23 protein-coding genes are annotated in these 26919 nt (G+C 71.8%); 6 read left to right on the top strand and 17 right to left on the bottom strand.

Annotation, left to right across the window (positions count from 1 at the left end):
* Positions 1-15: 15 nt before the first annotated feature.
* A complete protein-coding gene (locus GCL84_RS12160) occupies positions 16-2103 on the bottom strand; it encodes an AfsR/SARP family transcriptional regulator (protein ID WP_156755550.1) in 2088 nt (695 codons plus the stop codon).
* Between the two features lie 1202 nt (positions 2104-3305).
* On the opposite strand from GCL84_RS12160, the gene GCL84_RS12155 reads away from it, so the two are divergent.
* Complete coding sequence (locus GCL84_RS12155; RefSeq protein ID WP_197523192.1) at positions 3306-4628, top strand: glutamate decarboxylase; 1323 nt, start codon at positions 3306-3308, stop codon at positions 4626-4628.
* 4 nt (positions 4629-4632) lie between these two features.
* Positions 4633-5814, top strand: a complete 1182-nt coding sequence (locus GCL84_RS12150; protein WP_156755548.1) for a cytochrome P450 — start codon at positions 4633-4635, stop codon at positions 5812-5814.
* 188 nt (positions 5815-6002) lie between these two features.
* Here the strand turns inward: GCL84_RS12150 and GCL84_RS12145 are convergent, their stop codons facing one another.
* From GCL84_RS12145 to GCL84_RS12135, 3 genes are all read right to left on the bottom strand, one after another.
* Complete coding sequence (locus GCL84_RS12145; RefSeq protein ID WP_156755547.1) at positions 6003-7622, bottom strand: ATP-binding cassette domain-containing protein; 1620 nt, start codon at positions 7620-7622, stop codon at positions 6003-6005.
* 317 nt (positions 7623-7939) lie between these two features.
* The gene (locus tag GCL84_RS12140; protein WP_156755546.1) at positions 7940-9121 is read right to left on the bottom strand and encodes a fatty acid desaturase family protein; all 1182 of its coding nucleotides are present in this window, start codon (positions 9119-9121) and stop codon (positions 7940-7942) included.
* A gap of 27 nt (positions 9122-9148) precedes the next feature.
* Positions 9149-10237 (bottom strand): ferredoxin reductase, encoded by a 1089-nt coding sequence (locus tag GCL84_RS12135; protein WP_156755545.1) that lies wholly within the window; start codon positions 10235-10237, stop codon positions 9149-9151.
* Between the two features lie 120 nt (positions 10238-10357).
* Between GCL84_RS12135 and GCL84_RS12130 the strand changes: the two genes are divergently transcribed.
* Positions 10358-11503, top strand: a complete 1146-nt coding sequence (locus GCL84_RS12130) for a PucR family transcriptional regulator (protein ID WP_156755544.1) — start codon at positions 10358-10360, stop codon at positions 11501-11503.
* Between the two features lie 4 nt (positions 11504-11507).
* Here the strand turns inward: GCL84_RS12130 and GCL84_RS12125 are convergent, their stop codons facing one another.
* Positions 11508-12035, bottom strand: a complete 528-nt coding sequence (locus tag GCL84_RS12125; protein WP_235926171.1) for a hypothetical protein — start codon at positions 12033-12035, stop codon at positions 11508-11510.
* 172 nt (positions 12036-12207) lie between these two features.
* On the opposite strand from GCL84_RS12125, the gene GCL84_RS12120 reads away from it, so the two are divergent.
* The gene (locus tag GCL84_RS12120; RefSeq protein WP_156755543.1) at positions 12208-12891 is read left to right on the top strand and encodes a hypothetical protein; all 684 of its coding nucleotides are present in this window, start codon (positions 12208-12210) and stop codon (positions 12889-12891) included.
* Here the strand turns inward: GCL84_RS12120 and GCL84_RS29230 are convergent.
* Positions 12866-13306, bottom strand: a complete 441-nt coding sequence (locus tag GCL84_RS29230) for an ATP-binding protein (RefSeq protein ID WP_197523191.1) — start codon at positions 13304-13306, stop codon at positions 12866-12868. The genes GCL84_RS12120 and GCL84_RS29230 overlap by 26 nt on opposite strands.
* A 483-nt stretch (positions 13307-13789) precedes the next feature.
* Here GCL84_RS29230 and GCL84_RS12110 point away from each other — a divergent pair, with 483 nt between their 5' ends.
* On the top strand, positions 13790-14293 hold the full coding sequence (locus tag GCL84_RS12110; protein ID WP_156755541.1) for a hypothetical protein: 504 nt from the start codon (positions 13790-13792) through the stop codon (positions 14291-14293).
* 115 nt (positions 14294-14408) lie between these two features.
* On the opposite strand, the gene GCL84_RS12105 is transcribed toward GCL84_RS12110, so the two are convergent.
* The 10 genes from GCL84_RS12105 to GCL84_RS12060 all read right to left on the bottom strand — a co-directional run bounded on the left by GCL84_RS12105 (position 14409) and on the right by GCL84_RS12060 (position 25116).
* Positions 14409-15791 (bottom strand): sensor histidine kinase, encoded by a 1383-nt coding sequence (locus tag GCL84_RS12105; RefSeq protein ID WP_156755540.1) that lies wholly within the window; start codon positions 15789-15791, stop codon positions 14409-14411.
* Positions 15781-16491, bottom strand: a complete 711-nt coding sequence (locus tag GCL84_RS12100; RefSeq protein ID WP_156755539.1) for a response regulator transcription factor — start codon at positions 16489-16491, stop codon at positions 15781-15783. The genes GCL84_RS12105 and GCL84_RS12100 overlap by 11 nt, the downstream gene beginning before the upstream one ends.
* A 399-nt stretch (positions 16492-16890) precedes the next feature.
* Positions 16891-18525 carry a BCCT family transporter gene (locus GCL84_RS12095; RefSeq protein WP_156755538.1) on the bottom strand — a complete coding sequence of 545 codons (1635 nt, stop codon included), beginning with the start codon at positions 18523-18525 and terminating at the stop codon, positions 16891-16893.
* A 161-nt stretch (positions 18526-18686) separates the two neighbouring features.
* On the bottom strand, positions 18687-20000 hold the full coding sequence (gene nhaA, locus GCL84_RS12090) for a Na+/H+ antiporter NhaA (protein WP_156755537.1): 1314 nt from the start codon (positions 19998-20000) through the stop codon (positions 18687-18689).
* Positions 20001-20338: 338 nt separating this feature from the next.
* Positions 20339-21124: an urease accessory protein UreD gene (locus GCL84_RS12085; RefSeq protein ID WP_156755536.1), complete on the bottom strand. Its 786-nt coding sequence runs from the start codon at positions 21122-21124 to the stop codon at positions 20339-20341.
* 3 nt (positions 21125-21127) lie between these two features.
* A complete protein-coding gene (gene ureG, locus GCL84_RS12080; protein WP_156755535.1) occupies positions 21128-21859 on the bottom strand; it encodes an urease accessory protein UreG in 732 nt (243 codons plus the stop codon).
* Entirely contained in the window at positions 21849-22544 is a 696-nt protein-coding gene (locus GCL84_RS12075) for an urease accessory protein UreF (RefSeq protein ID WP_156755534.1), read from the bottom strand. Before GCL84_RS12075 ends, ureG begins: the two co-directional genes overlap by 11 nt.
* Positions 22544-24262 (bottom strand): urease subunit alpha, encoded by a 1719-nt coding sequence (locus tag GCL84_RS12070; protein ID WP_156755533.1) that lies wholly within the window; start codon positions 24260-24262, stop codon positions 22544-22546. Before GCL84_RS12070 ends, GCL84_RS12075 begins: the two co-directional genes overlap by 1 nt.
* Before the next feature lie 17 nt (positions 24263-24279).
* Positions 24280-24648 (bottom strand): urease subunit beta, encoded by a 369-nt coding sequence (locus GCL84_RS12065; protein ID WP_156755532.1) that lies wholly within the window; start codon positions 24646-24648, stop codon positions 24280-24282.
* Between the two features lie 159 nt (positions 24649-24807).
* A complete protein-coding gene (locus GCL84_RS12060; RefSeq protein WP_156755531.1) occupies positions 24808-25116 on the bottom strand; it encodes an urease subunit gamma in 309 nt (102 codons plus the stop codon).
* Positions 25117-25326: 210 nt separating this feature from the next.
* On the opposite strand from GCL84_RS12060, the gene GCL84_RS12055 reads away from it, so the two are divergent.
* Entirely contained in the window at positions 25327-25872 is a 546-nt protein-coding gene (locus GCL84_RS12055; protein WP_156755530.1) for a DUF1697 domain-containing protein, read from the top strand.
* 184 nt (positions 25873-26056) lie between these two features.
* On the opposite strand, the gene GCL84_RS12050 is transcribed toward GCL84_RS12055, so the two are convergent.
* Entirely contained in the window at positions 26057-26917 is an 861-nt protein-coding gene (locus GCL84_RS12050) for an alpha/beta fold hydrolase (RefSeq protein ID WP_156755669.1), read from the bottom strand.
* Positions 26918-26919: the final 2 nt, after the last annotated feature.

The raw sequence follows: 26919 nt of genomic DNA, 5'->3' as shown, positions 1-26919 counted from the left end.
CGGCGAGCGCCGCGCTCATCGCGCCTGCGGGGAGGTCAACTCGGTGACGTCGGTGCTGAAGTCCCACCGGTCCAGGCCCGCGGCGGGCACCCGCACCCCGGTCGCGCGGTCGCGGTGCCGGGCGGCGAAGCGCAGTCCCTCGGCCTCCAGCAGCAGCCAGCCGCCGGGGTCGGACTTGACCATGTCGATCATCTGCTGGCAGGCGCCGTTCGGGCACTCCAACAGCTCGGAGTCCTCCGGGACCCCGCTGAGCAGTTGCTCGGCGCGCTGGGCCAGGCCGAGCCAGCAGTCCGCGGTCCGGTCGAGCAGTTCAGCGCGCTCGGCCGCGGTCATCTCCCCCAGTGCCCGCTCACGGGCGTAGAGACCACCGAGCCGGTGCATCCGGTAGCGCATGACGCCCATGTGGTCGTCGCCCGCCGCGTGCAGCAGGCCGCGGTCCACCAGGTGTTCCAGCACCGTCTCCACGGCCGGGATGGGCGTGTTCGTCGCGGCGGCCGCCACCCAGGCGCCGAAATCGGGGACCTGTAGCAACCCCACCGCGATCCACGCCCGCCGCGCCTGCTCGGACAAGGCGTCCGCGCTCGGCTCCAGGTAGGACCGCATGTCCAGGTTCCCGTGCGAGAGCTCGTCGAGCCGCCGGTAGGGGTCGTTGAGCCGCCCCGCGAGGTCCTCGACCCCCAGGTGCGGGCGGGCGGCCAGCCGCGCGGCGGCGGCGCGCACCGACAACGGCAGCCTGCCGGTGGCGCTGACCAGGCGGTGGACGGCGTCCGGCTCGGCGGCGACCCGCCCCGCGCCGACCACGTTGGACAACAGCCGCACGGACTGCTCGACGGTCAGCACCCCCACCTCGACCGGCACCGTCCCCGGCACGTCGGACATGTGGCAGCGGCTGGTCATCAGCAGCGCGGCCTCGGGGTGCGCGGGCATCACCGGGCAGACCCAGTCCGAGGTGGGCACGTCGTCGAGCAGGATCAGGACGCGCTTGCCGTCGATGAGGCTGCGGAACAGCCCGGAGCGCTCGGCCTGGTCCGCGGGGATGGCGGAGTCGGACACGCCGAGGGCGCGCAGGAAGCGGGCCAGCACCTCCGGCACCGCGACGGTGTCGGAGCGGGACCCGCGCAGGTCGACGTAGAGCTGTCCGTCCGGGAACTCCCCGCGCAACTGGTGCGCGACGTACACCGCGAGCACGGACTTGCCCGCGCCGAAGTTGCCGTGCACACCGCACACCCGGGGCGCGACCTGGTGGCGACCGGTGAGCGCGGCCCGGATGGGGTCGGCGTACTCGGGGCGGTCCACGAAGTCCGGCACGGTGGAGATGAGCTGCGCCGGGACCGGGATCGCGCGCGCCGCGGGCTCGACGGCCGCGGGCTCCCCCGCCAGGATGCGCTGCTGCATCTGGCTGAGCGCACGGCCCGGTTCCAGGCCGAGTTCATCGATCAGCCGGGTGCGGCCGCGGGCGTAGACGTCCAACGCCTCGGCTCGGCGATCGGCACTGTAGAGCGCGTGCATCAGCTTGGCCCGTAAACCCTCGCGTAACGGATGTTGCTCGACCAGCGCCGTCAACTCGTCGATCAGCTCGCGGGCGCGACCGCACTCCATCTCCAGCGCGACGCACTCCTCCAGCACGGCCAGCCTGCGCTCCTCCCACTGCGCGGCCATGGCCTGCACGACGGGACTGTCCACCTCGGCCAGCACCGGACCGCGGAACAGGGCGAGCGCGCAGCGGAACCGCTTGGCGGCCATGGACTTGTCCCCGCCCGCGGCCAGCGCGCGGGCCTCCTCGACCCCCTGGGTGAACTGGTGGGTGTCGATCGCCTCCTGGTCGACGCGCAGGCTGTACCCGGCGGCGGTGGTCTCGATCAGGTCGGGGGCCCCGGCGACGGAGAAGGACCGGCGCAACCGCCAGACACAGGTCTGCACCTGCTCGGCGGCGGTCTTCGGCGGGCGGCCACCCCACAGGGCCTCGACGAACTCCGGTATCGAGACCGTCCGTCCGGGCGCGGACAGCAGCAGGACGAGGACGATGCGCTGCCGGTTGCGCCCGACATTGACCGCCGCGCCACCGAAAGCGGCTTCCAGCGAACCAAGAAGTTGGAAGAACATCCTATGATTGCCCCCTATTTTTCTTGGGTTCCCCGCCGACAACACGCAAGATCCCTTGTTGTCAATACCGGAAGATCAACCAAAGGGTATCAGCGGGCCCAGAGGACTGCCCAACCGGACATAGCCATCACCGGAATGGAGTAACGCCCATTACTGAAAGTCTTCGCAGAAAGCCACGACTTGTTGTCGTATTTCCGCTCTCTTAATACGCGCGCATCCGCGCGTACAGCGCCTGGACACCCCCCTCCTGGCTTATTTGCCCAGGTCACGACCTGTTTGAGCAGTCGCGAAAGACATGCTGAGTTTTACTCATAACGAACTCTTCCCGATCAAAATGAACAACAGGTGCCGCAGTCACGCATTAACAGGTCTACCCCTGTTCGGCCTGTCCGCCACTTTCCCCAAGCGGCACGGCAAAGAGCAGCATAAACACCGGGTGCGGCGCGGCGGCGCGACTGGGCGGTGGGGCGCTCCCGAACGCTTCCCGCGCCAACCCCCGGTCCACCCCCCATCGCGATCCACAGCGCCGACGTTAGCGATTCGCGTTCTCAACCCGCTCTTACACCGACCCAGGTGCCCACATCGAGCGCCGTTCAACCCCCTGCGCTCTCGCCGGGGCGCACCGAGCCGCATCCGCGCACTTCACGGGGCTCGAATCGACCACGCCACGTCGTGTGCGGGGAAATCGGATGACGGGATGATTGACCCGGTCCATGTCCGGAGAGTTCCGAGCGCACGTCACACGGCTGCTCTCGGTGATGGCCGCCAGTCCGGAGTAGCTCGTCAGGGAGTTCTGGGGCCGTGGTGCGCCGATCGCGTGAACACCAAGTGAGAGCGTCGTCAGCCATCTGAGGCCCTACGCCACCCACCCAGGTTGTGCGCGGTCGGCGATGTTCCCTTGCCCACGCCTGACCTGCCAGGATGCTGGAAGACGAAGAACGGCACCACGACCGGACCGCCGACCTCACGCATCGGTGACAAGTCTCAGCGCATCGATGTCAGCCGACAATACTCCCTCCTCCTTCGCGGAGGAGTTCAGCGAGCGCGGAGCACGGACGCCCACCAGGGCTGCTCGGCCACGGTCAAACGCGCCGAGCACCCGCCTGGTTCACACCATCCACCGGAACTGTCGCAGAACTCTAAGGACGGCCATGAGTTTGCAGCGCGTGATCACCGACGATCAAGACTTGCAGGTAGCCCCCGTGTTCGCACAGCGCATCGACGAGGACACCGTCCCGAAGGGACGGATCCCGGAGGACCCGATGCCCGCGAACGTCGCGGAGGGCATCGTGCGGTCCCGGCTGTTGCTCGACGGGCGGGCGGCGCTCAACCTCGCCACGTTCTGCACGACGGCGGCGGAGCCCGAGTTGGAGCGGATCTACGCAGAGACCGCCTCGATCAACATCATGAACCGCGAGGAGTACCCGGCGAGCTCCCACATCGAGCAGGAGTGCGTCAACGCGCTCGCCGACCTGTGGCACGAGGACGACGGTCGGTTCATCGGGTGTTCCACGAGCGGCAGCTCGGAGGCGTCCATGCTCGCCGGGCTGGCCATGCTGCGCCGGTGGCGGGAGGGCGGGGGCACCGGCAGGCCCAACATGGTCTTCGGGACCCACGTGCACGTCTGCTGGCCGAAGTTCTGCAACTACTGGGATGTGGAAGCGCGGATGGTGCCGCTCGCGGAGGGCCGCACCACCCTGGACCCGGCACTGGCCGCGGCGGCGGTCGACGAGAACACGATCGGTGTCGTCGCGGTGCTGGGCAGCACCCAGGACGGGCGCTACGACCCGGTCGCGGAGATCGCGGCCGCGCTCGACGGCGTGGCGGCCGACCGGGGTGTCGACGTGCCGCTGCACGTCGACGCGGCCAGCGGCGGGTTCGTCGCGCCGTTCCTCGACATGGACGTCGCCTGGGACTTCGCGCTGCCGCGGGTGGTGTCGATCAACGCGTCCGGGCACAAGTTCGGCCTGGTCTACCCGGGCGCCGGTTGGTGCCTGTGGCGCGATCCGGAGCACCTGCCGAAGTCGCTCATCTTCGACTGCAACGTGCTCGGCGGCCACCACCCCACGTTCACCCTGAACTTCTCCCGACCGGCCTCCGGCGTGATCGCGCAGTACTACCAGTTCCTGCGCAACGGGCTCGCCGGCTACCAGCTCATCGCGCAGCGGTGCCAGGAGGTCGCGCGGTACGTCGCGAAGGGCGTCACGGCCATCGGACCGTACGAGGTCATCAGCGACGGCGAGGACCTGCCGGTGGTGGCGCTGCGCGTGCGCGACCCGGAGGCGGTGGGCTTCACCGTCTACCACCTGTCCGAGGCGCTCAAGAGCGACGGCTGGCACGTGCCCGCCTACAGCCTGCCGCCCGACCTGGAGCACGTGGACGTCATCCGCGTGGTGTGCAGGCAGGGGTTCACCCTCGACCTCGCGGCGAGGTTCCTCGAGAGCCTCGCCAAGCACACCGAACGGCTGACGGTGCACCCCTTCCCGCTGCCCGAGCCCTCGGCCGTGCTCACGTTCGCGGACTGACGCCGTGCCCACCATCTCCGAACTCGAGACCGACCCCTACCCGGTCTACGCGCGGCTGCGTGGGCAGGAGCCGGTCACCTGGGTCCCGGAGGCCCGCCAGTGGCTGGTGACCGGCTGGCACGACGCGCACACCGTCCTGACGGATGCGGAGCGGTTCACCACGGACCAGCCGGGGTCGCCGATGGTCGACCTGTGCGGTGGGACACCGCTGCTGATGCGGGAGGGCGGGTCCCACCAGGACGTGCGGGGGGCGTTCCAACCCGACTTCGCGCCGCACCGGGTGACCGAGTTCCTGGACTCGGTCGCCTGGCCCGTGGCGTACAAGGTCGCCGACCAGCTCGTCCCCTCCGGGCGGGCCGACTTGGCCGCGGACTACTTCGAGCCGGTCGCGGCCACCGCCATGACCACGCTGCTCGGGCTCGACCCCGGCGCGGGCGCCGACACGCTGCGCCGCTGGGGGAACCTGCTGACGAAGGTGGCCAACGACTTCGGGCGCGACCCGGCGCTGCACGGGGCCGTGGCGGCGGCGATGGCCGAGGACGCGGCCGTGACCGAGGTGGTCGAGCGACTGCGCGCGGGGCCGGACAGGTCGGTGGTCTCCCACCTGCTGCACACCAACCGGCCGCGCGGTCAGCCGAGACCGGACGCCGACGTGGTGCCGGTGCTCAAGCACCTCGCGCTGAGTGTGGTCGAACCCGGCTGGCTGGCGGGGTGGACCCTGGTGGCGCTGTGGTCGGCGCCCGACCAACTCGCCGCGGTCCGCGCCGACCGGGCGCTGCTCGGCCCGGCGGTGTACGAGGCACTGCGGTGGAGTGGTCCGGTGGGTGTGCTGAACAGGCGCACGACACGCGCGGTGACGCTGGGCGGACGGGAGATCTTGGCGGACAGCATGATGGCGGTGGCGATCGCCTCGGCCAACCGCGACGACGCGGTGTTCAGCGAGCCCGACCGGTTCGACCTCCACCGCGACACCCGCACGCATCTCGGGTTCGGCACCGGGCCGCACCGGTGCCCGGCGCACCCCTTGGTCATCGCCTTGGCCCGCACCGCGCTGGAGGTGCTGCTCGAGCGGATGCCGGGCGTGCGGCCCGCCCCGGGCTGGCAGGTGGCGCCACACGGCTGGAAGCTGCGGCTGCCCGGCCCGCTCGACGCGGTGTGGGACACGATGCTGCCGGAGGTGTCCTGAGCGCGGCTGTCGATGTGCGCCGACCGGGCAGCGTTTCCGCTTCCGTTGGCGGGGAGCACCATGCCGCGGCTGAGGAGCACCATCGCGGTCAGCGCAGGCGCCGGGCCGCGGCGCCTGCGCTGACCGCGTTCCGGCCCGCTCGATGGTCCACGGCGGTCTCGACTCGGGCGGACGCCGAGGGGCGCGGGTCAGCGCCTGCGGTCGACGCGGCGTTCGTCCCAGACCGGTTCGGCGGTCTCGCGGACCTCGCCGTCGGAACCGAAGACGAGGTAGCGGTCGAAGGTGCGGGCGAACCACCGGTCGTGGGTGACGGCGAGGACGGTGCCGTCGTAGGCGGCGAGCCCGTCCTGGAGGGCCTCGGCGCTCTCCAGGTCGAGGTTGTCGGTGGGCTCGTCGAGCAGCAGCGCGGTCGTGCCCGCCAGCTCCAGCAGCAGGATCTGGAAGCGGGCCTGCTGGCCGCCGGAGAGCTTGTCGAACCGCTGCTCGGCCTGGCGTTCCAGCTCGTAGCGGCGCAGCACCCCCATGGCCTTGCCGCGGTCGTGGGAGTGGCGGTCGGCCAGGATCTCCAGCAGGGTGCGGTCGAGCAGCTCGGGGTGGGCGTGGGTCTGGGCGAAGTGCCCGGCCAGCACCCGCGCGCCGAGCTTCCAGGCGCCGGTGTGCGCGACGTCCTCGCCCGCGAGCAGGCGCAGGAAGTGCGACTTGCCGGAGCCGTTGCTGCCCAGGACCGCGACGCGCTCGCCGTAGAAGACCTCGAGGTCGAACGGCTTCATCAGCCCGGTCAGCTCCAGACCGGCGCAGGTGAGCGCGCGCACACCGGTGCGGCCGCCGCGCAGCCGCATGGTGATCTCCTGCTTGCGCGGCGGCTCCGGCGGCGGGCCGACCTCCTCGAACTTGCGCAGCCGGGTCTGGGCGGCGGCGTAGCGGGAGGCCATGTCGTGGCTGCGGGCGGCGTACTCGCGCATGTCCAGGACGAGCTTGCGCAACTGGGCGTGCTTCTCGTCCCACCGCTTGCGCAGCTCGTCGTAGCGGGCGAAGCGCTCGGTGCGGGCGGCGTGGAAGGTGGCGAACCCGCCGCCGTGCACCCAGGCGTCGGCGCCCGCGGCGCCGGGCTCGACGCTGACGATGCGCTGGGCGGCGGTGGAGAGCAGCTCGCGGTCGTGGCTGACGAACAGCACGGTCTTCGCGGTCTCGGCGAGCCTGGCCTCCAGCCACCGCTTGCCGGGCACGTCGAGGTAGTTGTCCGGCTCGTCGAGCAGCAGCACCTCGTCGGTGCCGCGGAACAGCGACTCGAGCACCAGCCGCTTCTGCTCGCCACCGGACAGGGTGCGCACGTCGCGCCACTTGGCCACGTCGTAGGGCACGCCCATCGCCGCGGTGGTGCAGATGTCCCAGTGGGTCTCGGCCTCGTACCCGCCCGCCTCGCCCCAGTCGGCGAGGGCCTGGGCGTAGGCCATCTGGGCCTTCTCGGTGTCGGACTCGATCATCGCCGTCTCGGCCGCGTCCACCGCCCGCGCCGCCTCGGCGACCCGGGGCTGGGCGACGGTGAGCAGCAGGTCGCGCACGGTCCGGTCGTCGCGCACCGACCCGATGAACTGCGGCATCACCCCGAGCGCCCCGCTGCGCGTGACCGACCCCCCGTGCGGCGCCAACTCCCCGGACAGCAGCCGCAGCAACGTCGTCTTCCCCGCGCCGTTCGCCCCGACGAGCGCGGCCACGGCCCCGTCGCCGACCCGGAAGGACACGTCCCCGAGCAGCGCCCGCCCGTCGGGCAGGTAGTACTCGACGTGCGCGGCCTCAAGGTGTCCCATCGTGCGCGCTCTCCTCGCTCGGCACCGGCTCCGCCCGCGCCCCGCGCGGTCCAGACACCCATGGGCGGCAGGGCGGCGGGCACGCAAGGGTACAGGGCACGGCCGCGTCCGATCCGAGCCAGTCGAGCAACGCCCGCATCGCCCGCGGCCGTCCATGACCGGTGTCGTGGCTCCACGCCGTGCGAGACCAATGGCGGCTCCGCGCGCGGGGTCCGTTCGACACCGAACCCTACGTGCGGAGCTTCTTCTCGCGGATCGGCCAGTGCGCCCCGACTTCGTCTTCCCTGTGCGGTGCGGGCCTCAACCGGTCCCGTGCCTCACCGGGAAGCGGTGGTCGCGAGTTCGGCCTTGGGGGTGCTCGGCGCCGCCGTCGGGGTGCTGCCGGACGCCGGGGCGGGCTCGGTGCGGCCGAAGAAGTCGTTGGGCAGCGACAGGCGGATGACCTTCTTCCAGGCGGAGGCCACCTGTCGGGGCAGGCTGCCGGTGGTGTAGCTGAGCCCGTAGCGCTGGAACAGGTCCTGCACCTTCGGCGCGATCTCCTGGTAGCGGTTGCTGGGCAGGTCCGGGAACAGGTGGTGCTCGATCTGGTAGGACAGGTTGCCGGTCATGATGTGCATCAGCCTGCTGCCGCTGATGTTGGCCGAGCCGAGCATCTGCCGCAGGTACCACTCGCCGCGGGTCTCGCCCTCGATCGAGTTGCGCTCGAAGGTCTCGACGCCCTCGGGGAAGTGGCCGCACATGATGACCGAGTGCGACCACAGGTTGCGGATGAAGTTCGCGGTGAGGTTGGCCGTCAGCGTCGTGGCGGCCGAGGGGCCCGACAGCACTGGGTGCACGACGTAGTCCTTGGTGGCCTGTCGCCGGATCTTGCGCAGGGTCTGGCGCACGCGGGAGCGGAACTCGGGGTTGCCGCGCCGGGACTTGCGCAGGTTCTTGCCCAGTTCGAGGTCGTAGGCGGCGATCCCGTACTCGAAGACGCAGGCGTTGACCAGGTTCCACAGTGGCTGTCCCAGGTGGAACGGGTGCCACCGCTGGCCCTCGTCGACGCGCATGATGCCGTAGCCGAGGTCGTTGTCCTTGCCGAGGACGTTGGTGTAGGTGTGGTGCAACTGGTTGTGCGAGTGCTTCCACAGCTCCGCGGGTGTGGCGTGGTCCCACTCCCAGGTGGTGGAGTGGATCTTCGGGTCGCGCATCCAGTCCCACTGCCCGTGCAGGACGTTGTGCCCGATCTCCATGTTCTCCAGGATCTTCGCCACCGTCAGCGCGGCGGTCCCGAGGAACCAGGCGGGTGGGAACCTGGAGGCCAGCAGGACGGTGCGGCCGCCCATCTCCAGCACCCGCTGGGTGGTGATCACCCTGCGGATGTAGGCGGCGTCATCGGCGCCGCGACTGGCGATCACCTGCTCGCGGATCGCGTCGAGTTCGGCGCCGAGGCGCTCGATGTCCTCGGCGGACAGGTGGGCGATCGGGTTGTTCGCCTGCTTCTGGATGGTGGTCATGCTGTGTTCCTCGGATCGCTGGTGGGTTCAGATATCGAGCTGGCAGGGGCCCGCGGCGGCGGACACGCAGGTCTGCACGAGCACTCCGTCGCCGGGGACGGCGCTGGTGACCTGCCCGTTGCGCAGGTCGCGCACCGACCCCTCGCGCAGCGGGACGACGCAGCCGAAGCAGATGCCCATGCGGCAGCCCGAGGGCATCAGCACTCCGTGGGACTCGCCGGTGTCGAGCAGGGAGGTGGCCGCGTCGGCGTCGGCGGTGACCGCCGAGCCGGTGAACGAGACGGTGCCGCCGTCGCCGACGGCGATCAGGGCCGGGCGGAACCGCTCGGTGTGCAGCCGCGCCCCGCTGCCCGCGGCGTCGTAGGCGTCCTGGAGGGCGTCGAGCATCCCGTTCGGACCGCAGGCCCAGGTCTCCCGCTCGGTGAGGTCGGGGACGAGCGCGGCCAGCCCGCCCGGGTCGAGCATCCCGTCGGCGTCGGTGTGCCGCTCGATCAGGCGCAGGCCGCCGCGGGCGGCGAGGCCGCGCAGCTCGGCGCCGAAGATGACGTCCTCCGGCCGGGGGGCGGAGTGCACCAGGACCACGTCGTCGAGCTGGTCGGCGCCGTCGCGCAGCATCCCCATCACCGGGGTGATGCCACTGCCCGCGGTCACGAACAGCGCCTTCGCGGGGCGGGTGGCGGGCAAGGTGAACTCGCCCGCCGCCTGGTCGAGCTGCACGATCGTCCCGGCCTGGAGGCGGTGCACCAGGAACTGGGACACGGTGCCGCCTGGCAGCGCCTTGACCGTGACCGTGACGGTGCCGTCCGGTCTCGGCGGCGAGGTCAGCGAGTACGAGCGCCACTGCCGCACCCCGTCGATGTCCACCCCGAGGCGCAGGTACTGCCCCGCCGTGTGGCCCGCCCAGCCGCGGCCGGGACGGATGACCAGGGTGGCGGCGTCGGCGGTCTCCGGCAGCACCGCTTCCACGCGTCCGCGCAGGTCGCTGCTCGATCCGAGGGGGTCCAGGATCGACAGGTAGTCGCCGGGGACCAGCGGCGTGGTGACCAACCGGGCCAACCGGCGTGCGCGGGCGCGCAGCGTGTCACGGAGGGGAACCGGGGTGTGCGTCGTCGCCATGACTTCATGATGACTGCACTGGCGGTGTAAGTTCCAGTGTCCGGGACGTGAATCGGGGAGCAAATCTTGTTCGCAGAGAACAGTTCACTCGAATCTGAGGGTTTTCGCCTACCCGCGGGCATGGCGGAGGCGATGCGGTCGGTGCTGCAGTCGGTCGCCGAGCGCACCGTGGCCGCGATCGTGGCCGAGGTGCCCGCCTACACGGAGGTGTTCACCGACGGCACCGGCCGCAAGATCGAGAACGCCGTGCAGCTCGCCCTCGGCGGCTTCCTCGAGCTGACCGCGGGCGCCGGGGGCGCGGTGGCCAGCACCCCGATGGTGCCCGCCCTCGACGGCGCCTACCAGCTCGGCGCGGGCGAGGCCCGCAGCGGCCGGTCGATGGACGCGCTCCAGGCCGCCTACCGGGTGGGCGCGCGGATCGCCTGGCGCGAGCTGAGCACCATCGCCACCGCCTGCGACCTCTCGCCCGGCGCGATGGCCCGGTTCGCCGAGCTCCTGTTCGCCTACATCGACCAGCTCTCCGCCATCAGCGTGGCGGGCCACGCCGACGAGCTGGCCACCACCGGCCGCGTCCGGCAGCAGTACCTCGACCGCCTGGCGCGCGGCCTGCTCACCGGGGGCCACCCGGACGAGCTGGCGGTCGCGGCGGACCGGGCCGGGTGGGGACCGCCGCGCTCGCTGACCGCGGTGATCATCCCCGAGGCCCGCGCCCGCGGTGTCCTGGTCCGCCTCGACCCGCGCACCCTGCAGGCCGTCGAGGACGACCCGGGGCTCCACGACGGCCGGACGGTGGTGCTGCTGGTGCCCGACGCCGAGGGCCCGTTCCGCGGCTCACTGGTGGCGGGGCTCGCCGGTCTGGGCGCCGTGGTCGGCCCGGCCCGGCCGTGGACCGGGGTGCGCGCCTCCTACCTGCGGGCCCAACGGGCCGCCCGGCTCGGCCTGGGCCCCACGGCCGAGACCACCGTGGACACCGAGCAGTGCCTTGCCGACCTCGTCCTGCGCTCGGACCCCGACGCCCTCGACGACCTGCGGGCCCAGGTCCTCGCCCCGCTCGACGGCCTGCGCGCCCCCCAGCGGGCCAAGCTGGAGGAGACCCTGCGCTCCTGGCTGCTGCACCACGGGCGGCGCGAGGAGATCGCGGCCGAGCTGTTCGTGCACCCGCAGACCATCCGCTACCGGATGGGACAGCTCCGCGAGCTGTACGGCTCCCGCCTCGACGACCCCGGGACGGTCCTGGAACTGACCATCGCCCTGGGCGCGGGCTGAGCCGCTACGCCGCCGCGCAGGGCGCCGGGGTCGAGGTGCCCAGGGCGACGGCCGTGCTGGTGGGCGTGGTGGAGGTGGGCGGGTCCTCGGTGATCGGCGGCCCCTGCGCGGCCGGGCGGGTGCCCGAGCACAACCCGGTCTCCACGACGCCGTCAGCCGCGTCGCCGGAGGCGAACACCACGTAGCCCTCCCAGACGTTGAGCCGGATCCCGCAGGTGGCGCCTGCCACCGACGTGTCGAGGTTGACCAGGATCGGCGGCTGCCCCTTGTGGGTCTGCAACCGGAGCACCCGGTAGCGGATCACGTCGTCCAGCGCGGTGTCCGGGTCGGCGCCCGCGAGGGTCTCCTCGCCCACGACCAGTCCGGTGAAGACGTGGTCCGCCCGGTCATAGCGCGAACCCTCACCACCGGGGAAGCACGAACACGCGCTGGCGGAGGTGACGAACAACCCGCCGAGCATCGCCGAGACCGCCAGGACAACCGCGAGCACACGCCCGAACCGCCGCCTGCGCGTCGTGCGAAAACGAGACACGTCGTTCCTCCATACCCCGCGCCGTGATCCGGTCCCCCAGCCTAGACAGCCACCGCACCGCGTAGCACCGCCGATCGCGGCAATGACCCGCTCGGGGCACGGGGGTAATGGATCACCCACAGCGGACGACTCCTTGGACGTCGGAGTCGACCGGGAAGAACGAAGGACGAGCATGTCGAGAACACAGGTGGCCGCGGTCCTCGCGTCCGTCGCTCTGGGACTGGCCGCGTGTGGGGGCGACCAGACGCGCGAGGACGCCACGACGGCCGGGAAGGGGCGGCAGGCGAGCACGGGCGGGAGCGGGACCGGCGAGGCGAGCGAGCCGACCAGCGCGGTGAGCGCACGGCCGAGCTGCACCGTCCGTGGTTCCTTCACCCCGGACGATTCCCAGGAGACCGGCGAGAAGCCGACCCTGGCCGACATCGAGGCCCAGCGGTTCCCGGCCTACGAGCTGGACGGCCCCGCGGCCGGCCTGCGCTTCTGGTCCACCACGGCCCGCGGGACGGTAGGTGGCTCCGGTCCCCTCAAGACCTACGGGGTTGAGTTCTACGACGACGCCGCGTCCGTCGGCTTCAACGTCGACATCACGCTGTTCGCCACGTCGCCGACGAAGAGCAAGGTCGAGGTCCGCGCGTTCGACAAGCCGATCGGCACGACGACGAGCAGGTCGAAGGTCGTCACCTGGGGTGTCGACGAGAAGACCGTCGACGCGGCGGGTCTGGCCGATGACGGCAGCGGCGGTCGCATCACCTTCGTCACCGCTCGGGGCGGCCGGAGCGAGAGCACGGGCAACAGCACCTACTTCTACCCCGTGCGCGTGGACCTGGATTTCAGCGACTGCCCCCCGGCCGAGTGAGAGCCCGTCCCCCGGGCCCCGCCCAGGGGAAGTCGGCGGTCAGCTCGGTCCCGCCCACCGCGGTCGTGGCGAAGCGCGGACGGACGATGCCCTCCACGACGGTGAGGCTGAGCCGGTGGTCGTCGTCCACCCGCTCGTCGGGCGGCGGCCACGGCCCGACGTCGTGGACGCGGAGGGTGACCAAGTCGTCGCTGACGAGCAGGTCCACGGTCACCGTGGTCTCCGGGCCGCCGTGCTGGACGGCGTTGGTGACGGCCTCGTTGGCCACGATCAGCACGTCGGTCGTCACCGGTTCCGCGACGTCCTGGCGGCGCAGGAACGTCCCGACCACCTGTCGGGTGGTCGAGACAGCCGCGAGTTCCCTCGCGAGCACGACCCGGCACGACTGAGGCGGCTCCACGGCGACGTCGGTCACCCGCGCGATATTCCTCCGTGCGCGCGAAGACCGGTCTGCCGATCGCTTTGCGGTCGTGTGACGGTCGTCCGACCTGACGTGAGCCCCCGTCGCTCGCCGGCACGGCGCGGTGACGGGTGCTCGTCCGCGGGGGTCCTGCGGTTGCAGAAGCTGTCCACCAGGGCGATCAGCAGGGCCAAGAGCCCCAGGACGACCGCGAGTCGCGGCACGCCCTCGATGCCTGCCACCACGGCGACGGTCACGGCCGGGGTTGTCGCCAGGAAGCTCCACGGGTCCAGCGGACCGAGCACGGCGTTGCGGCGCGGTCCCGGGTCGTGTCGAACAGGAGTCATCACCTCCAGTGTCGTGCAGGCAGGGGGCGCCCGCCCACCGATGTTCGCGCATCGGCATCAGGCCTTCACCCCACCGCAAAGTCGGCAGCCGACACACAACCGCAACGACCTCGGCGGGGCCCGCTCAACCTGCCGTCTGGAGGCTGGGCACATGACCGACACCGACACGCGCGAAGTGGCCCAGGCGAGTCGAGTCGTCTTCGCCCAGTCCGCGCACGTGCTGCTCCCCGCGGGCGAGGACGTGTCGATGCTGCCCGCCGACACGTGGCCGGTGTTCGCCTTCGCGGTCTCGGACGCGGACCTGGGCGCCTCGCCCGCGGGGCGGGTGCTCCTCGAGGTCCTGCGGGCGCGGCAGCCGGTCCGGTTGCTCGACACACCCGCCACGTGGACCGTGCTGGCGCAGGACCCGCCCCTGCTGTGCCTGCGCCTGTCCGCCACGGCGCCGACGCCGTTCGCGCTCTCGATCGCGGTCGCCGCCAGTCCGTTCGCCGACCGCCTCGACGCGCTCGCGGAGGGCGCCACCGTCGCGGTCACCACCCCGGGCCGGGCGCGGGAGCTGACCCCGGGCATCGGCCGGGCCGACGCCCTCCACGCGCTGGTGTTGGCGCGCGCCGAGCGCTCGACCGCCGTGGAGTCCCTGGCCTGCCGCGCCTGAGAGCTCAGCGGGCGTGTCGCCCCCGCTCTCGCGACCTGGCGTCCAGGACCATCGTCGACCGGCTGGTCCCCCTGGTCGCTGCCATCCCCGCCGAAACCGCGCGCGTGCGCCCGGGTCAGCGATCCTGCTCGTCGTCGTCGGCGCGGGGCAGCACGACGTGGAAGCGCGCTCCGCCGCGCGGGCCGCTGACGCAGGCGACCGAACCACCGTGCGCGGCGATGGTCTCGGCCACCAGGGCCAAGCCCAGCCCGTTGCTGGTGGTGGAGCCGCGGGCGGCGCGGCCGGTGGCGAAGCGCTCGAAGATGCGGTCGCGCTCGCTCTCGGCCACACCCGGGCCGTCGTCGTCGATGTCCACCACGATGGTGTCGTCCACGGTGCGCAGGGTGATCGCGCTGACACCGAGCCCATGCCGGTCGGCGTTCTCGACGAGGTTGGTGAACGCCCGCACGAGGGCGAGCTTGTGCCCCCGGATGAGGCCGCTGCCGTCGGCGTGCAGCAGGTCGGCCGCCCGGTCGCCGACGACGTGCTCGAGCAGTTCGCGCACCTCGACGGGTCCCACGTCGTCGTGGTGCAGGCCTGCCTCGGCCCTGGCCAGGGCGAGCAGGTCCTCGACCATGCCGCGCAGGTGGACCAGCTCGGTGTCGACCAGCCGCAGGGCGGTGCGCGACCGCTCCGACATCTCCCCCGCGTGCTTTCCGAGCACTTCCACGCTGGTCACCAACGTGGTGAGGGGGGTGCGCAGCTCGTGGGTGACGTCGCCGACGAAGCGGCGTTCGCGCTCGATGCGGTGCTGCAGCGAGTCGACCATGGTGTTGAACGACGACAGGATGGGCCGCAGGTCCGCGTCGGCCTCCTCGGGCAGCCTGCTGTCCAGCTTGCCGCCCGCGATCCTGGCCGCCGTGGTGGCCAGCGGGCGCAGCGGGCGCAGCACCCGCCTGCTGGCCCACAGACCGAGCGTGGCGCCGCCGATCGTCGCGGCCAACCCGCAGGTCAGCAGCACCACCCGCAGCACCTGGATCGTGTTCTGCAGTTCCACGACGGGGGTGAACTCGTACAGGACGCCGTCGTCGATCGGCACGCCGCTGATCAGGTAGGGGATGCCGTCCAAGGTGGTGGACTCGGTGGCGGTCCCCCCGTCGGCCAACGCCTCCGTGAGCAAGGGGGACGGGTCCTGCGCGGGCACCACGGGGTCGCTGGAGGCCCAGGTGCCGCGCCACCGCAGCAACAGCACCGTGTCGGCTGACGGGTCGAGCGCCTCGAGCGCCTGATCCGGCCCGACGCCCGCGATCGTCAGGCTCCGGGCGATGAAGTCGGCGTCGGCCTCGGCGAACAGCACCGCCGAGCGCTCGCGCTGGGCCAGCAGGTAGCCGCGGGAGATGGTGAACACCGACAGCGCCAGCACCAGCGACACCAGGGCCGCGCCCGCCGCGAACGACAGGGTCACCCGTCCGCGCAGCCCCAGCCCGCGATCCGCGGACGCGCGCTGCTCAGCGGACATCGAGCCGGTACCCCAGGCCGCGCACCGTCACCACCACCCGCGGCGCGGACGGGTCCTTCTCGATCTTGGTGCGCAGCCTGCGGACGTGGACGTCGACGATCCGCTCGTCACCGAAGTAGCCCCGGTCCCACACCCGCTCGAGCAGGCTCGACCGGCTCAGCACCCGGCCAGGGCTCTCCGCCAGTTCGCACAGGAGCCGGAACTCGGTCAGGGTGAGGTGGACCTCGGCGTCCCCGCGCCGCACCGTGCCCGCCGCCACCGACAGCACCAACGGGTCCGGGCCGGACTCGAGGACCTGCTCGGGCACGGGCTGCTGGTCGACCGGGACGACCACCGCCGCCCGCCTGCGCAAGGCCCGCAGGCGGGCGGTGATCTCCTTGGTCTGGAACGGCTTGGTGACGTAGTCGTCCGCGCCCGCCTCCAGCGCGGCGACCACGTCGTGGGTGTCCACCCTGGCGCTGACGACGATGATCGGCAGGTTGCTGCTGCGCCGGACGGCGCGGATGCAGGTGAAGCCGTCCATCTGCCCCAGCATCAGGTCGACGATCATGAGGTCCGGCTCCTGGCCGGTCGCCAGCACCAGCAGGGCCTCCTCGCCGCTGGCCGCCTCGTCGACGGTGTACCCCTCGTCTTCCAACGCCAGGCGCAGCGAGGTCCGGATGCGGTCATCGTCCTCGACGATCAGCAGTCTCGTGCGCACCGTGTCATCCTGCCCGACGGGCACGCTCCGGGCACTCGCGCACCGCCGGGCGGGCCACGCAGAGCCCGCGCAGGCGCGCGCGAACGGCGGAACGGGCAGCGGCGGGGGGTGGGTGCGGTGGCATGCCGCGACTGTGCCCAGCGCTCCTGTCGACCGACCGTGTCACCGCTTTGCGATCGCGTGACGAAGCCGCCCGGGGCTGATCACCGACTGTGGACGACCAGCGCGGCGGCCCTAGGTCGTGTTTCGGAAGTCCGTTCGATGAGAGTCGTGATCGGGGTGGTTCCTGGCGGTGCGGGGTGGAGGTGCCGGTACAACACCGGTACCGGCACCTCCGCCCCGTGCCGCCAGGGGCCGCTCCGGCGCGGCTATCGCGAACAGCGGCTTTCGAAATACGACCTAGCCCGCCGCCGCACGGTCGTCCCCGGAACCGGGATCGGCCGCGGGGGCGCGAGTCGGGGAGACCATGGTCCGGCGGTCGCGGCTGAACTGCTTGTACAGAGCCACGCACATGGCGAGCATCACCACGCTGAACGGCAGCGCGATCGCGATGGCGACCCCCTGCAACGCGGACAGCCCACCCGCGAACAACAGCGCGATCGCGACGACACCCTCTGTGACGCCCCAGAACACCCGGCTCCACTTCGGCGGGTCGGTGTCGCCGCCGGAGGCGAGCATGTCGACCACGAGCGACCCGGAGTCCGAAGAGGTGACGAAGAAGAAGATGATCAGCAGGACGCCCAGGCCGACGACGACGGCGCCGCCGGGCATCGAGTCGAGCAGGGTGAACAGGGCGCCGTTGGTGTCGACGGTCGCCGCGCCGGTCTCGTCGGTGCCGACCAGGCCGCCCTCGCCGACCAGCTCGCGGAACAGGCCCGCCCCGCCGAACACCGAGAACCAGAAGAAGCTGAGCAGGGTGGGCACGAGCAGCACGCCGCCGACGAACTCGCGCACGGTGCGGCCACGGGAGATGCGGGCGATGAACACGCCGACGAACGGCGCCCAGGACATCCACCACCCCCAGTAGAACGCGGTCCAGTACCCCTGCCAGGTCTCGCCCTCGGGTCCTTGGTAGGCGGTGGTGTTGAAGCTGAGCCGCACCAGCTCCTGGAGGTACAGGCCGGTCGACTGCACGTACTCGCGCAGGATGAACAGCGTGGGCCCCGCGATGAGCACGAACAGCAGCAGCGCCCCGGCCAGCCCCATGTTGGCGTTGGACAGCCACTTGATGCCCTTGCCGACGCCGCTGACCACCGACGCGATGGCCAACAGGGTGATCGCGCCGATCAGCACGACCATGGTCAGGTTGCCCGGGTCCCGCACGACCCCCATGAAGTCCAGGCCCGCCGCGATCTGCGCGACGCCCAGGCCGAGCGAGGTCGCCACGCCGAACAGCGTGCCCACGACGGCGATCACGTCGATGGTGTCGCCGAGCCAACCGTTGACCCGCTTGCCCAGCACCGGCTCCAGCGCCCACCGGATGGACACCGGGCGCTTGCGGCGGTGCACGGCGTAGGCGATGGCGAGGCCGACGATGACGTAGATCGCCCAGGGGTGCAGGCCCCAGTGCAGGAAAGTCCGCACCATGGCCGCCTGCGCGCCCGCCTCGTCGGCGGCCTCGATCCCGGAGGCCCGGTTGGGGATGCCCGCGAAGTGGTTCAGCGGCTCGGCCACACCCCAGAACACCAGGCCGATGCCCATTCCCGCGGCGAAGAGCATCGCCAACCACGACAGCCGGGAGAACTCCGGCCTGTCGTCGTCGTCCCCCAACCGCATCGTCCCGAACCGACCGAGGCCCAGCCAGATCGCGAACACCACGAACCCGGAGACCAGCACGGTGTAGTACCAGCCGAAGGTGCCCACGATCCAGGCCGAGACGTCGCTGACCGCGTTCTGCGTGGCCGTCGGCGAGATGGCCGTGGTGGCCACGAACGCCGCCACAATGCCCACGGCGGGCCAGAAGACCTTGCCGTAGACGCCCCTGCGGGCCACCTGGACCTGGGGCTCGGGCGGCTCGTGCGCCGACTCGGTCATTGTTCCTCCTGCTCGCGCTGGGACGATCACGGCCAGCGGACCCTAGCGAACGAACTTGACGACTGTGTGACGGCGACCGAGGGGTCCACTGTGCTCGAAAGGCCCGGTGAGCGGCGTTCGACCGCCCGTGTGCGCGCTTGGCCCCACGGGGAGCCCGGCGCTCACTCGCGGTCCGACGGCCGGTCCTCCTGGTAGACGTCGGGAATGCCGTCGGCGTTCTCGTCGACCTGCTCCTCGGCAGAGATCCGCCGGTGGACGCGGTTGCGCGCGCGCAGCAGCACGGTCGCCAGCAGGGCCGCGACGAGGGAGCCCACCAGCACGCCCACCTTGACCTCGGCGTCGCGTTCGGACCCGGCGCCGAAGGCCAGTTCGCCGATGAGCAGCGAGACGGTGAACCCGATGCCCGCCAACAGGCCGAGCCCGAGCACGTCCCACCAGCCCAGCCCATCGGCCATCCGAGCGCGGGTGAACCGCTGCACCAGCCACGTGGCGCCGACCACACCGATGGCCTTGCCCAGGACGAGGCCCAGCGCGATGCCGATCGTGATCGGGTGCGTCAGCGCGTCCGCACCGCCCGCGTCGGCGATCGACACGCCCGCGGCGAAGAACGCGAACACCGGGACCGCCACCCCCGACGACAGCGGGCGCCACCGGTGTTCGAAGTGCTCGGCCAGCCCCGGCCCCTCCCCCGGCGCCCGCCGGACCACCGGGACCGCGAAGCCCAACAGCACTCCGGCCACCGTGGCGTGCACTCCGGACTCGTGCACCAGCACCCACGTCGCCACCGCCAGCGGCAGCAGCAGCCACCACGACCGCACCCGCTTCTGCACCAGCAGCGCGAACAACGCCAACGGCACCACGGCCAGCGCCAGCGGGATCGGGGAGAGGTCCTGCGTGTAGACCACCGCGATGATGAGGATGGCGATGAGGTCGTCCACCACGGCCAAGGTCAACAAGAACGTCCGCAACGCCGTGGGCAGGTGCGTGCTGATCAGCGCCAGCACGGCCAGCGCGAACGCGATGTCGGTCGCCGTGGGGATGGCCCACCCCGACAGGGCGCTGGGGTCGCTCAGGTTGACCAGCACGTAGATCAGGGCGGGCACGATCATCCCACCCACCGCTGCGGCCACCGGCAACACCGCCCGCCGGAATTCGCGCAGGTCGCCCGCCACGAACTCGCGCTTGAGCTCCAACCCCGCGACGAAGAAGAAGATGGCGAGCAACCCGTCGGCGGCCCACTGCGCCAGCGTCAGGTCGAGGTGCAGGGCCGCAGGCCCCACGCGCAATCCGCTCAGCCACTCATACCCGGCCGACCACGGTGAGTTGGCCCACACCAGGGCGATTCCCGCGGCGACGGCGAGCAGCACACCGCCCACCGTCTCGGTCCGCAGCACGTCGCCGATGCGTCGAGCCTCCGACCAGGACCCGCGGCCGAAGATGGTGAACGTGCGACTGTCAGGCTTCTCAGCAGACACCGAGCCTCCATAAAGGGTCGACAACGACGGTGCCGACCAGACTTCCCGGCTCACCCGCGCATCACCCTTCCCGACCCGGGCCCTGACCGCAACTCAGTCGGATCGGCCGGGCGGCCCACCCGTCGACGGGGCGAGGACGTGGAACGCCGCAGGTCGACAGCGCCCTCGGTGGACGCGTGCCCGGGCGGCTCGCCCAACCAAAGCCGGTGGGCGCTCGACTCCGTGGCGCATCGCACACGGCGAGCGGGAGGCGGCGCCGACGATGGTGCGGCCTGCCCAGGCGTGCTGCCCGAGCCGATGGCCAGGGGTGTCGTCCTCGGCTCTGCCGGGGCGCCCGGTCAGGCGGACGCGGGCAGTGGGGCAGGCGGTGCCGCGCCCGGTTCGCGGGACGCGTGGTCGCCCAGTGCGGCGGCGAGGCGGGCGGTGGCGGTGGCGGGGTCGTCGGCCAGGGCGGTGGCCAGCGTGCCGCCGCCCGCGAGCGGGGTCAGGGACCACCACGGGCCGGTCGAGGCGGTCGCCGGGTCCTCGTCGCCGACGACGAGTTCGGTGGCCAGGACCTTCGCGCCCACGAGGTGGCCCGGGCTGGCCAGCAGTCTGGGGTCGGTGAGGTCCAGGGTCTGGCGCAGGAGGGGGGAGCCGGACAGGACGACGTGGGTCGCGGTGGTCAGCCTGCCGGGGTCCTCGGCGTGTCGGCCGAGGACCAGCACCTCCCGGGTCCGCAGTCGACTGCCCGCGGCGAGGTCGGCGCGCAGTTCGGTGTGGTGGTCGGCCCCCGCGCAGACGATCGTCTCGTCCGGCAGGTACTCCAGCACCCCGCCCGGCTCGACCTCGATGCGCACGGTCGCGCGGCTGGGTTCCCCGCCGGGGCCGGGCAGTGCCAGCGTCGCGCCGGTGCCGACCAGCCGCAGGTGCGCGCCCGCGCCCACCCGCACCCGCAGTTCCAGCAGGTCGCCGCCCAGCGGACCGGCGGCCGAGGCGACCATCCGGACGGTGGCGCTGCCGTCCCGGCTGGGCACCGCCGGGCGGCGCGGGATCAACCGCGTCGGCGACTCCGAGCGCAACTCCCGGATCGCGGTGCGGCCGTCGGCGGCCCGCTCGGCGCTCACGATCGCGACGGAGCGCACCGCTCAGACGCCCAGCGGGACCGCGAGTTGCGCCCGCACCCAGTCCGCGACGTCCGGCGCGTTCGGCGTGCGGGTCAGCGACTGGGTGATCACCGGCAGGGCGCCGCGCATCCGGTGGGCGTCGGAGACCATCACGGCCATGTCGGCGCCGACGTGGTCGGCCAGGTCGATCTTGTTGATCACCAGCAGGTCGGCGGTGGTGACCCCCGGTCCCCCCTTGCGCGGCACCTTGTCGCCACCGGCCACGTCGACCACGAAGATCTGCCGGTCCGCCAGCCCCCGGCTGAAAACGGCCGTCAGGTTGTCCCCACCGCTCTCCACGATTACCAGCTCCAGCCCCGGGTGGCGTTCGGTGAGCCGGTCCACGGCGTCGAGGTTGGCCGTGATGTCGTCGCGGATGGCGGTGTGCGGGCAGGCCCCGGTCTGCACGGCCTCGACCCGGTCCGGGTCGAGGACTCCCGCGGCGCGGAGGAAGTCGGCGTCCTCGGTCGTGTAGATGTCGTTGGTGACGACCGCGAGGTTCACCGCGCCGCCGAGCGCGCGGCACAGCGCGGCGGTCAGCGCGGTCTTGCCACTGCCGACCGGTCCGCCGATGCCCAGCCGGAACGGCCGACCGTGCCACGGGGTCTGCGCGTGCGGGTCCGGCTCGGTCGCGGTCGGGTCGAAGTTCACCGGGTGCCGGTGGCCGTGGCCGTGGCCGTTCCCGCCGTGCGGCCGGGTGTTGTCAGGAAGCAAAGAGACGCACCTCTTCTCGGTGGTGGTGATCGTGTGACTCGGCGAGCAGGTCCAGTGCGGGCGACCCGGGCGCGGGCAGGTCCGCGGGCGGGAGGTGGGCCGAGGCCGACGCGGTGTCGGCGAGGTCGTCGAGTTCGGCGGTCAGCTCGATCAGCAGCGCGTTGACCGCGAACGGGTCGAGGCCGAGCAGCCGCACCGCCGCCGACGACGGGCCGCTGACCGAGTGGTAGCCGGCCACCAGCGCCGCATCCCGGGCCCCCGCGCCGGAGGCGGTGATCAGCACGCCGAGCACGAGTGGGTGGTGCGGCCGCCCGGTCGTGGACACCAGGTCGGACAACGCCTGCGACTGCCAGGCCGCCCGGCCCGCCCGCAGCAGACCCCACCCCTGCGCGCGGGACGCCGCGCGTTGCGCGGGCGACGGGGTGCGGGCGTCGAGTTCGGCGTCCAGCCCCGGCCAGTCCGCGCGGCGCCCGGCGGCGGCGTGCGCGGCCGCGGCGGCGAACACCGCGGCGACCAGGCCCGCCGAGCGCAGGCGACCGAACAGGAACTCCCGGAGGTGGCCGACGTCGGTGATCAACCCGCGGGCCACCGCCTCCTCCACCCCGCCGGAGTGCACGTGGCCCCCGTTGGGGAACCGGGAGTCGGCGAGCGCCAGCACCGCGAGCCCACCGCGGGTGCCCGGCATCAGAACAGGAAGTAGCGCTGGGCCATCGGAACCTCGCTGACCGGGTCGCTGGTGACCCGCTCGCCGTCGATGGTGACCTGGAAGGTGTCCGCGTCGACCTCGATCCGCGGGGTCGCCCGGTTCTCCCGCATGTCCGCCTTGGTCACCTCACGGGTCCGGTCGATCGCCACCAGGTCGGTCGCGATGCCCAGTTCGCGCAGCGCGTCGGTGTTCGCGCCCGGTGCGACGAAGAACGCGCTGCCCGCCGCGGCGGCGCGCGGTTGCGACCCGAACATGGGCCTGCCGATGTAGGGCTGCGGGGTCGGGATCGCGGCGTTCGCGTCCCCCATCGCCGCCCAGGCGGCGAACCCGCCCTTGAGCACGATGTGCGGGCGCACCCCGAAGAACTTCGGGTCCCAGAGCACCAGGTCGGCCATCTTGCCGACCTCGACCGAGCCGACGTGCCGGTCGATGCCGTGCGCGATGGCCGGGTTGATCGTGTACTTCGCGACGTACCGGCGGGCGCGGAGGTTGTCCGCCTTCCCGTCGTTCTCCCGGTCCGGCCGCTTGGCCTTCATCACGTGCGCGGTCTGCCAGGTGCGGGACACCACCTCGCCGATGCGGCCCATCGCCTGCGCGTCCGAGCTCATGATCGAGATGGCGCCCATGTCCTGCAGGGTGTCCTCGGCGGCGATGGTCCCCTCCCGGATCCGGCTCGCCGCGAACGCCATGTCCTCGTCCAGCGCCTTGTTCAGGTGGTGGCAGACGATCACCATGTCCAGGTGCTCGTCCTTGGTGTTGACCGTGTGCGGGCGGGTCGGGTTGGTCGACGACGGCAGCACGTTCGCCAGCCCCGCCACCTTGATGATGTCCGGCGCGTGCCCGCCGCCCGCCCCCTCGGCGTGGAACACCGCGATGGAGCGGCCGTTGACCGCGTCCCGGGTCGACTCGTAGAAGCCCGCCTCGTTCAGGGTGTCGGCGTGCAGCGCGACCTGGATGCCGGTCTCCTCGGCGACCCGCAGCGCCGTGTCCAGCACGGCGGGGGTCGCGCCCCAGTCCTCGTGGATCTTGAGGCCGCCGACGCCGCCGTCGAGTTGCTCGATCAGCGCGTCCGGATTGGTCGAGCAGCCGTTTCCCAGGAACAGGACGTTGGCCGGGACGGAGTCCAGCGCCTGCATCATCCGGGCCACGTTCCACGCGCCCGCGGTGACCGTGGTGGCCTTGCTGCCCTCGCCGGGCCCGGCGCCGCCGCCGATCAGCGTCGTCAGCCCGGAGGCGAGCGCCGTCTCGGCGGACTGCGGGCAGATGAAGTGCACGTGGCAGTCGACCCCGCCCGCGGTGACGATCTTGCCGTTGCCCGCGATGACCTCAGTGGACGGTCCGATCACCAGCGCCGGGTCGACCGTCGGGTCGGTGGCCGGGTTGCCCGCCTTGCCGATGCCGGCGATGCGGCCGTCCCGGATGGCGATGTCGGCCTTCACCACGCCCCAGTGGTCCAGGATGACCGCACCGGTGATCACCACGTCGGCGGTGCCGCCCCCGGCGCGGGTCCGGTTCGACAGGCCCATCGACTCCCGGATGACCTTGCCGCCGCCGAAGACGACCTCGTTGCCCGAACCCGCCGCCCCCTGGCTGCGGTCCTCGGTGACCTCGATGAACAGGTCGGTGTCGGCGAGCCGGACGCGGTCGCCGGTGGTGGGGCCGAACAGGTCGATGTAGGTCTCGCGCGGGATGGACACCGCAGGCCTCCGGTCGTTCAACGGATCGGTCCCTCGCCCTTCGCGCCGAACCGGAACGGGGTCGGCTCGTGCGACCGGTGGTCCAACTCGCCTGCGAACTCCGGGCGCAGGCCGGGGATCTGCCGGTCCCCACCCATGCGCACCAACTCCACCGGCCCGTACCGGCGCGGCTCGAACCGCTTGGCCGTCCCCGCGGGGATGTTCAGGCGGTACCCCCAAGCCGCCGCCCGGTCGAACTCCAGCGCCGGGTTGACCGCGGCGAAGTGGTAGTGCGAACCGACCTGGACCGGCCGGTCCCCGGTGTTGTCCACGGTGACCTCGATCAGGTCCATTCCGGGGTTGAGCGGGACATCACCGGTTCCGGGCAGAATCTCTCCTGGCTTCATTCTCGGGCGACTCCTGTTCACCTCGACACGACTGTCCACTCGACCCGACTGTCCACCTCGACACGACGGATCGGCGCATAAGAGGAAGATCGACATCACGGCGACGGAATCGCGCCCGCCGAGGTCGACGGGTTCCCTTCCGCCACGACGGCCGGATAGTCACGGCAGGTGGATCGGGCTCTCCGCGACGACCAGCTTGGTCCCGTCGGGGAAAGTGGCCTCGACGTGGACCTCGTCCACCATGTCCGGCACCCCGTCCATCACCTGGCTCACGTGGACCACGCCGCGCGCGGTCTGCATCAGCGTCGCGACGGTCTGCCCGTCCCGCGCGCCTTCCAGAATGTGCCGCGTGATCAACGCGACCGCTTCCGGGTAGTTCAACAACACCCCACGCGCCAATCGCTCCTCAGCCAATTTCGCTGCCACATAAACCAAAAGCTTGTCGCGCTCATGAGGAGCCAGGTGCATGCCGCAATGCTAACACGATCACACGTTCGCAAGCCCCCCTTGAGTTCATCCGAAAAGGTGATCATCATCGACGCGTCGTCTCCGCGTCCTCGAAGCCGGATGTCCGAGCACCTGGAACACGACCGCCGCGGCGGACGAACACGGCTGCCGGAACCCAATACACTCCCGGCAGCGCGACGACTGTCGGGCGAACACTGAGAAGGGGTTCCGGTGGCCACCTCGCACATCGTCCTGTTACGCGGGATCAACGTCGGCAAGCACAACAGGATCGCGATGGGCCCATTGCGGGACATGCTGACCGCCCTCGGCCACACGAACGTCCGGACGCTGCTCAACAGCGGCAACGCCGTGGTCACCACGGACACCGACGACCCGGCCGCGGTCGCGCGGGAAGTCCGGAAGGGCATCGAGGACACCTTCGGGCTCTCGATCCACACGGTCGTGCGCAGCCGGGGCCAGGTCGAGCGGATCATCGAGCGCAACCCGATGCCCGACGAGGCCGCGCGAGAGCCGAAGTTGTTCCACGTCGGCTTCGGCGACCCGGCGCCCGAGAGGAAGACGGTCGACGCGATCGACCACGACGCACTCGGCGATGAACGCGTCGTCCTGGACGAGGGCACGCTGTACGTGTGGTTCGCCGACGGCGTGCGCGACTCGCGACTGGCCAAGGTGCTCTCGGCCAACAAGCTCGACCGCTCGGTCACCATGCGGAACTGGAACACCGTGCGCAAGCTCGTCGACCTCGCCGAGTCCTGACGCGCGTCGGGAGGACAGCGGTCACGGGCAGCGGTCACGGGCAGCCGTCAAGGTGGACCGGGCGGGCCGTTGAGCATCTGGGGCAGCAGCGCTCCCCGGGCGATGGTGTAAACGGTCAGAATGGCCACCGCCACGGCCGTCCGCTGCCGACAAGCATCGACGGGGTGGTGCTCCGGGACCGCGATCAGCCGTGGAAGAAGTCGGCGAGCGCGTCGGTGAGCGCGTCCGGGGCTTCCTCGGCGACGTGGTGCCCGGAGTCGATCCCGTGACCGCGCACGTCTGGCGCCCAGTCCCGCCAGATCCCCAGCGGGTCGCCGTAGAGGTCTTCGAGGTCGTCCCGCAGCGACCACAGGACCAGCGCCGGGCACCGGATCTGCTTGCCTGCCCGTCTGTCGGATTCCTCGTGGCCCCGGTCGACGGTCAGCCCGGCCCGGTAGTCCTCGAGCATCGCCCGCACCACACCGGGGTTGCGCACGGCCTCGCGCCACTCGTCGTGGTTCTCCTGCCCCATGCTGTCCGGGTCGCCGTGGTACCAGCCGTCCGGATCGGCGTTGATGACCCGTTCGGGGATGTCGGGTTGGGCGAAGAAGAACCAGTGCCACCACTGCGTGGCGAACTTCGCGGTGACGCGGGACAGGTGCTCGCTGATGGGCAGGCAGTCGAGCACGGCGATCCGCGACACCGCTTCGGGGTGGTCCAGGGCGAGCCGGAGCGCCACGGCCCCGCCTCGGTCGTGCCCGGCCAGCAGGAAACGGTGGTGCCCCAGCGACCGCATCACCGACACCACGTCACCGGCGACCGCGCGCTTCGAGTGGGCCTCGTGGCCCGGGGTCGGGGCCGGTCCGCGGGATTGACCGTAGCCGCGCAGGTCCGGGCAGACGACGGTGAACCCGCGGTGGACCAGGGCGGGCGCGACGCGGTGCCACGTCGCGGAGGTCCTGGGGTGGCCGTGCAGCAACGCCACCGGGGGTCCCGCTCCCCCGTAGCGGGTGAAGATGGACGCGTCCTCGACCTCGATCGAGCGCGAGTGGAAGCCCTCGAACATCT

The sequence above is a fragment of the Actinokineospora pegani genome (genome assembly GCF_009745975.1).
Classification (GTDB): domain Bacteria; phylum Actinomycetota; class Actinomycetes; order Mycobacteriales; family Pseudonocardiaceae; genus Actinokineospora; species Actinokineospora pegani.
The sequence above is the reverse complement of the archived record's forward strand: the minus strand, read 5'-3'. Positions and strand labels throughout refer to the sequence as shown.

What these genes read in the sequence shown, in the direction of transcription:
- GCL84_RS12160 (WP_156755550.1), bottom strand. Translation starts at nt 2,103, where the DNA reads ATGTTCTTCCAACTTCTTGGTTCGCTGGAAGCCGCTTTCGGTGGCGCG.
- GCL84_RS12145 (WP_156755547.1), bottom strand. Translation starts at nt 7,622, where the DNA reads ATGGGACACCTTGAGGCCGCGCACGTCGAGTACTACCTGCCCGACGGG.
- GCL84_RS12140 (WP_156755546.1), bottom strand. Translation starts at nt 9,121, where the DNA reads ATGACCACCATCCAGAAGCAGGCGAACAACCCGATCGCCCACCTGTCC.
- GCL84_RS12135 (WP_156755545.1), bottom strand. Translation starts at nt 10,237, where the DNA reads ATGGCGACGACGCACACCCCGGTTCCCCTCCGTGACACGCTGCGCGCC.
- GCL84_RS12130 (WP_156755544.1), top strand. Translation starts at nt 10,358, where the DNA reads ATGGCGGAGGCGATGCGGTCGGTGCTGCAGTCGGTCGCCGAGCGCACC.
- GCL84_RS12120 (WP_156755543.1), top strand. Translation starts at nt 12,208, where the DNA reads ATGTCGAGAACACAGGTGGCCGCGGTCCTCGCGTCCGTCGCTCTGGGA.
- GCL84_RS12110 (WP_156755541.1), top strand. Translation starts at nt 13,790, where the DNA reads ATGACCGACACCGACACGCGCGAAGTGGCCCAGGCGAGTCGAGTCGTC.
- GCL84_RS12105 (WP_156755540.1), bottom strand. Translation starts at nt 15,791, where the DNA reads ATGTCCGCTGAGCAGCGCGCGTCCGCGGATCGCGGGCTGGGGCTGCGC.
- GCL84_RS12095 (WP_156755538.1), bottom strand. Translation starts at nt 18,525, where the DNA reads ATGACCGAGTCGGCGCACGAGCCGCCCGAGCCCCAGGTCCAGGTGGCC.
- GCL84_RS12075 (WP_156755534.1), bottom strand. Translation starts at nt 22,544, where the DNA reads ATGCCGGGCACCCGCGGTGGGCTCGCGGTGCTGGCGCTCGCCGACTCC.
- GCL84_RS12065 (WP_156755532.1), bottom strand. Translation starts at nt 24,648, where the DNA reads ATGAAGCCAGGAGAGATTCTGCCCGGAACCGGTGATGTCCCGCTCAAC.
- GCL84_RS12060 (WP_156755531.1), bottom strand. Translation starts at nt 25,116, where the DNA reads ATGCACCTGGCTCCTCATGAGCGCGACAAGCTTTTGGTTTATGTGGCA.
- GCL84_RS12050 (WP_156755669.1), bottom strand. Translation starts at nt 26,917, where the DNA reads ATGTTCGAGGGCTTCCACTCGCGCTCGATCGAGGTCGAGGACGCGTCC.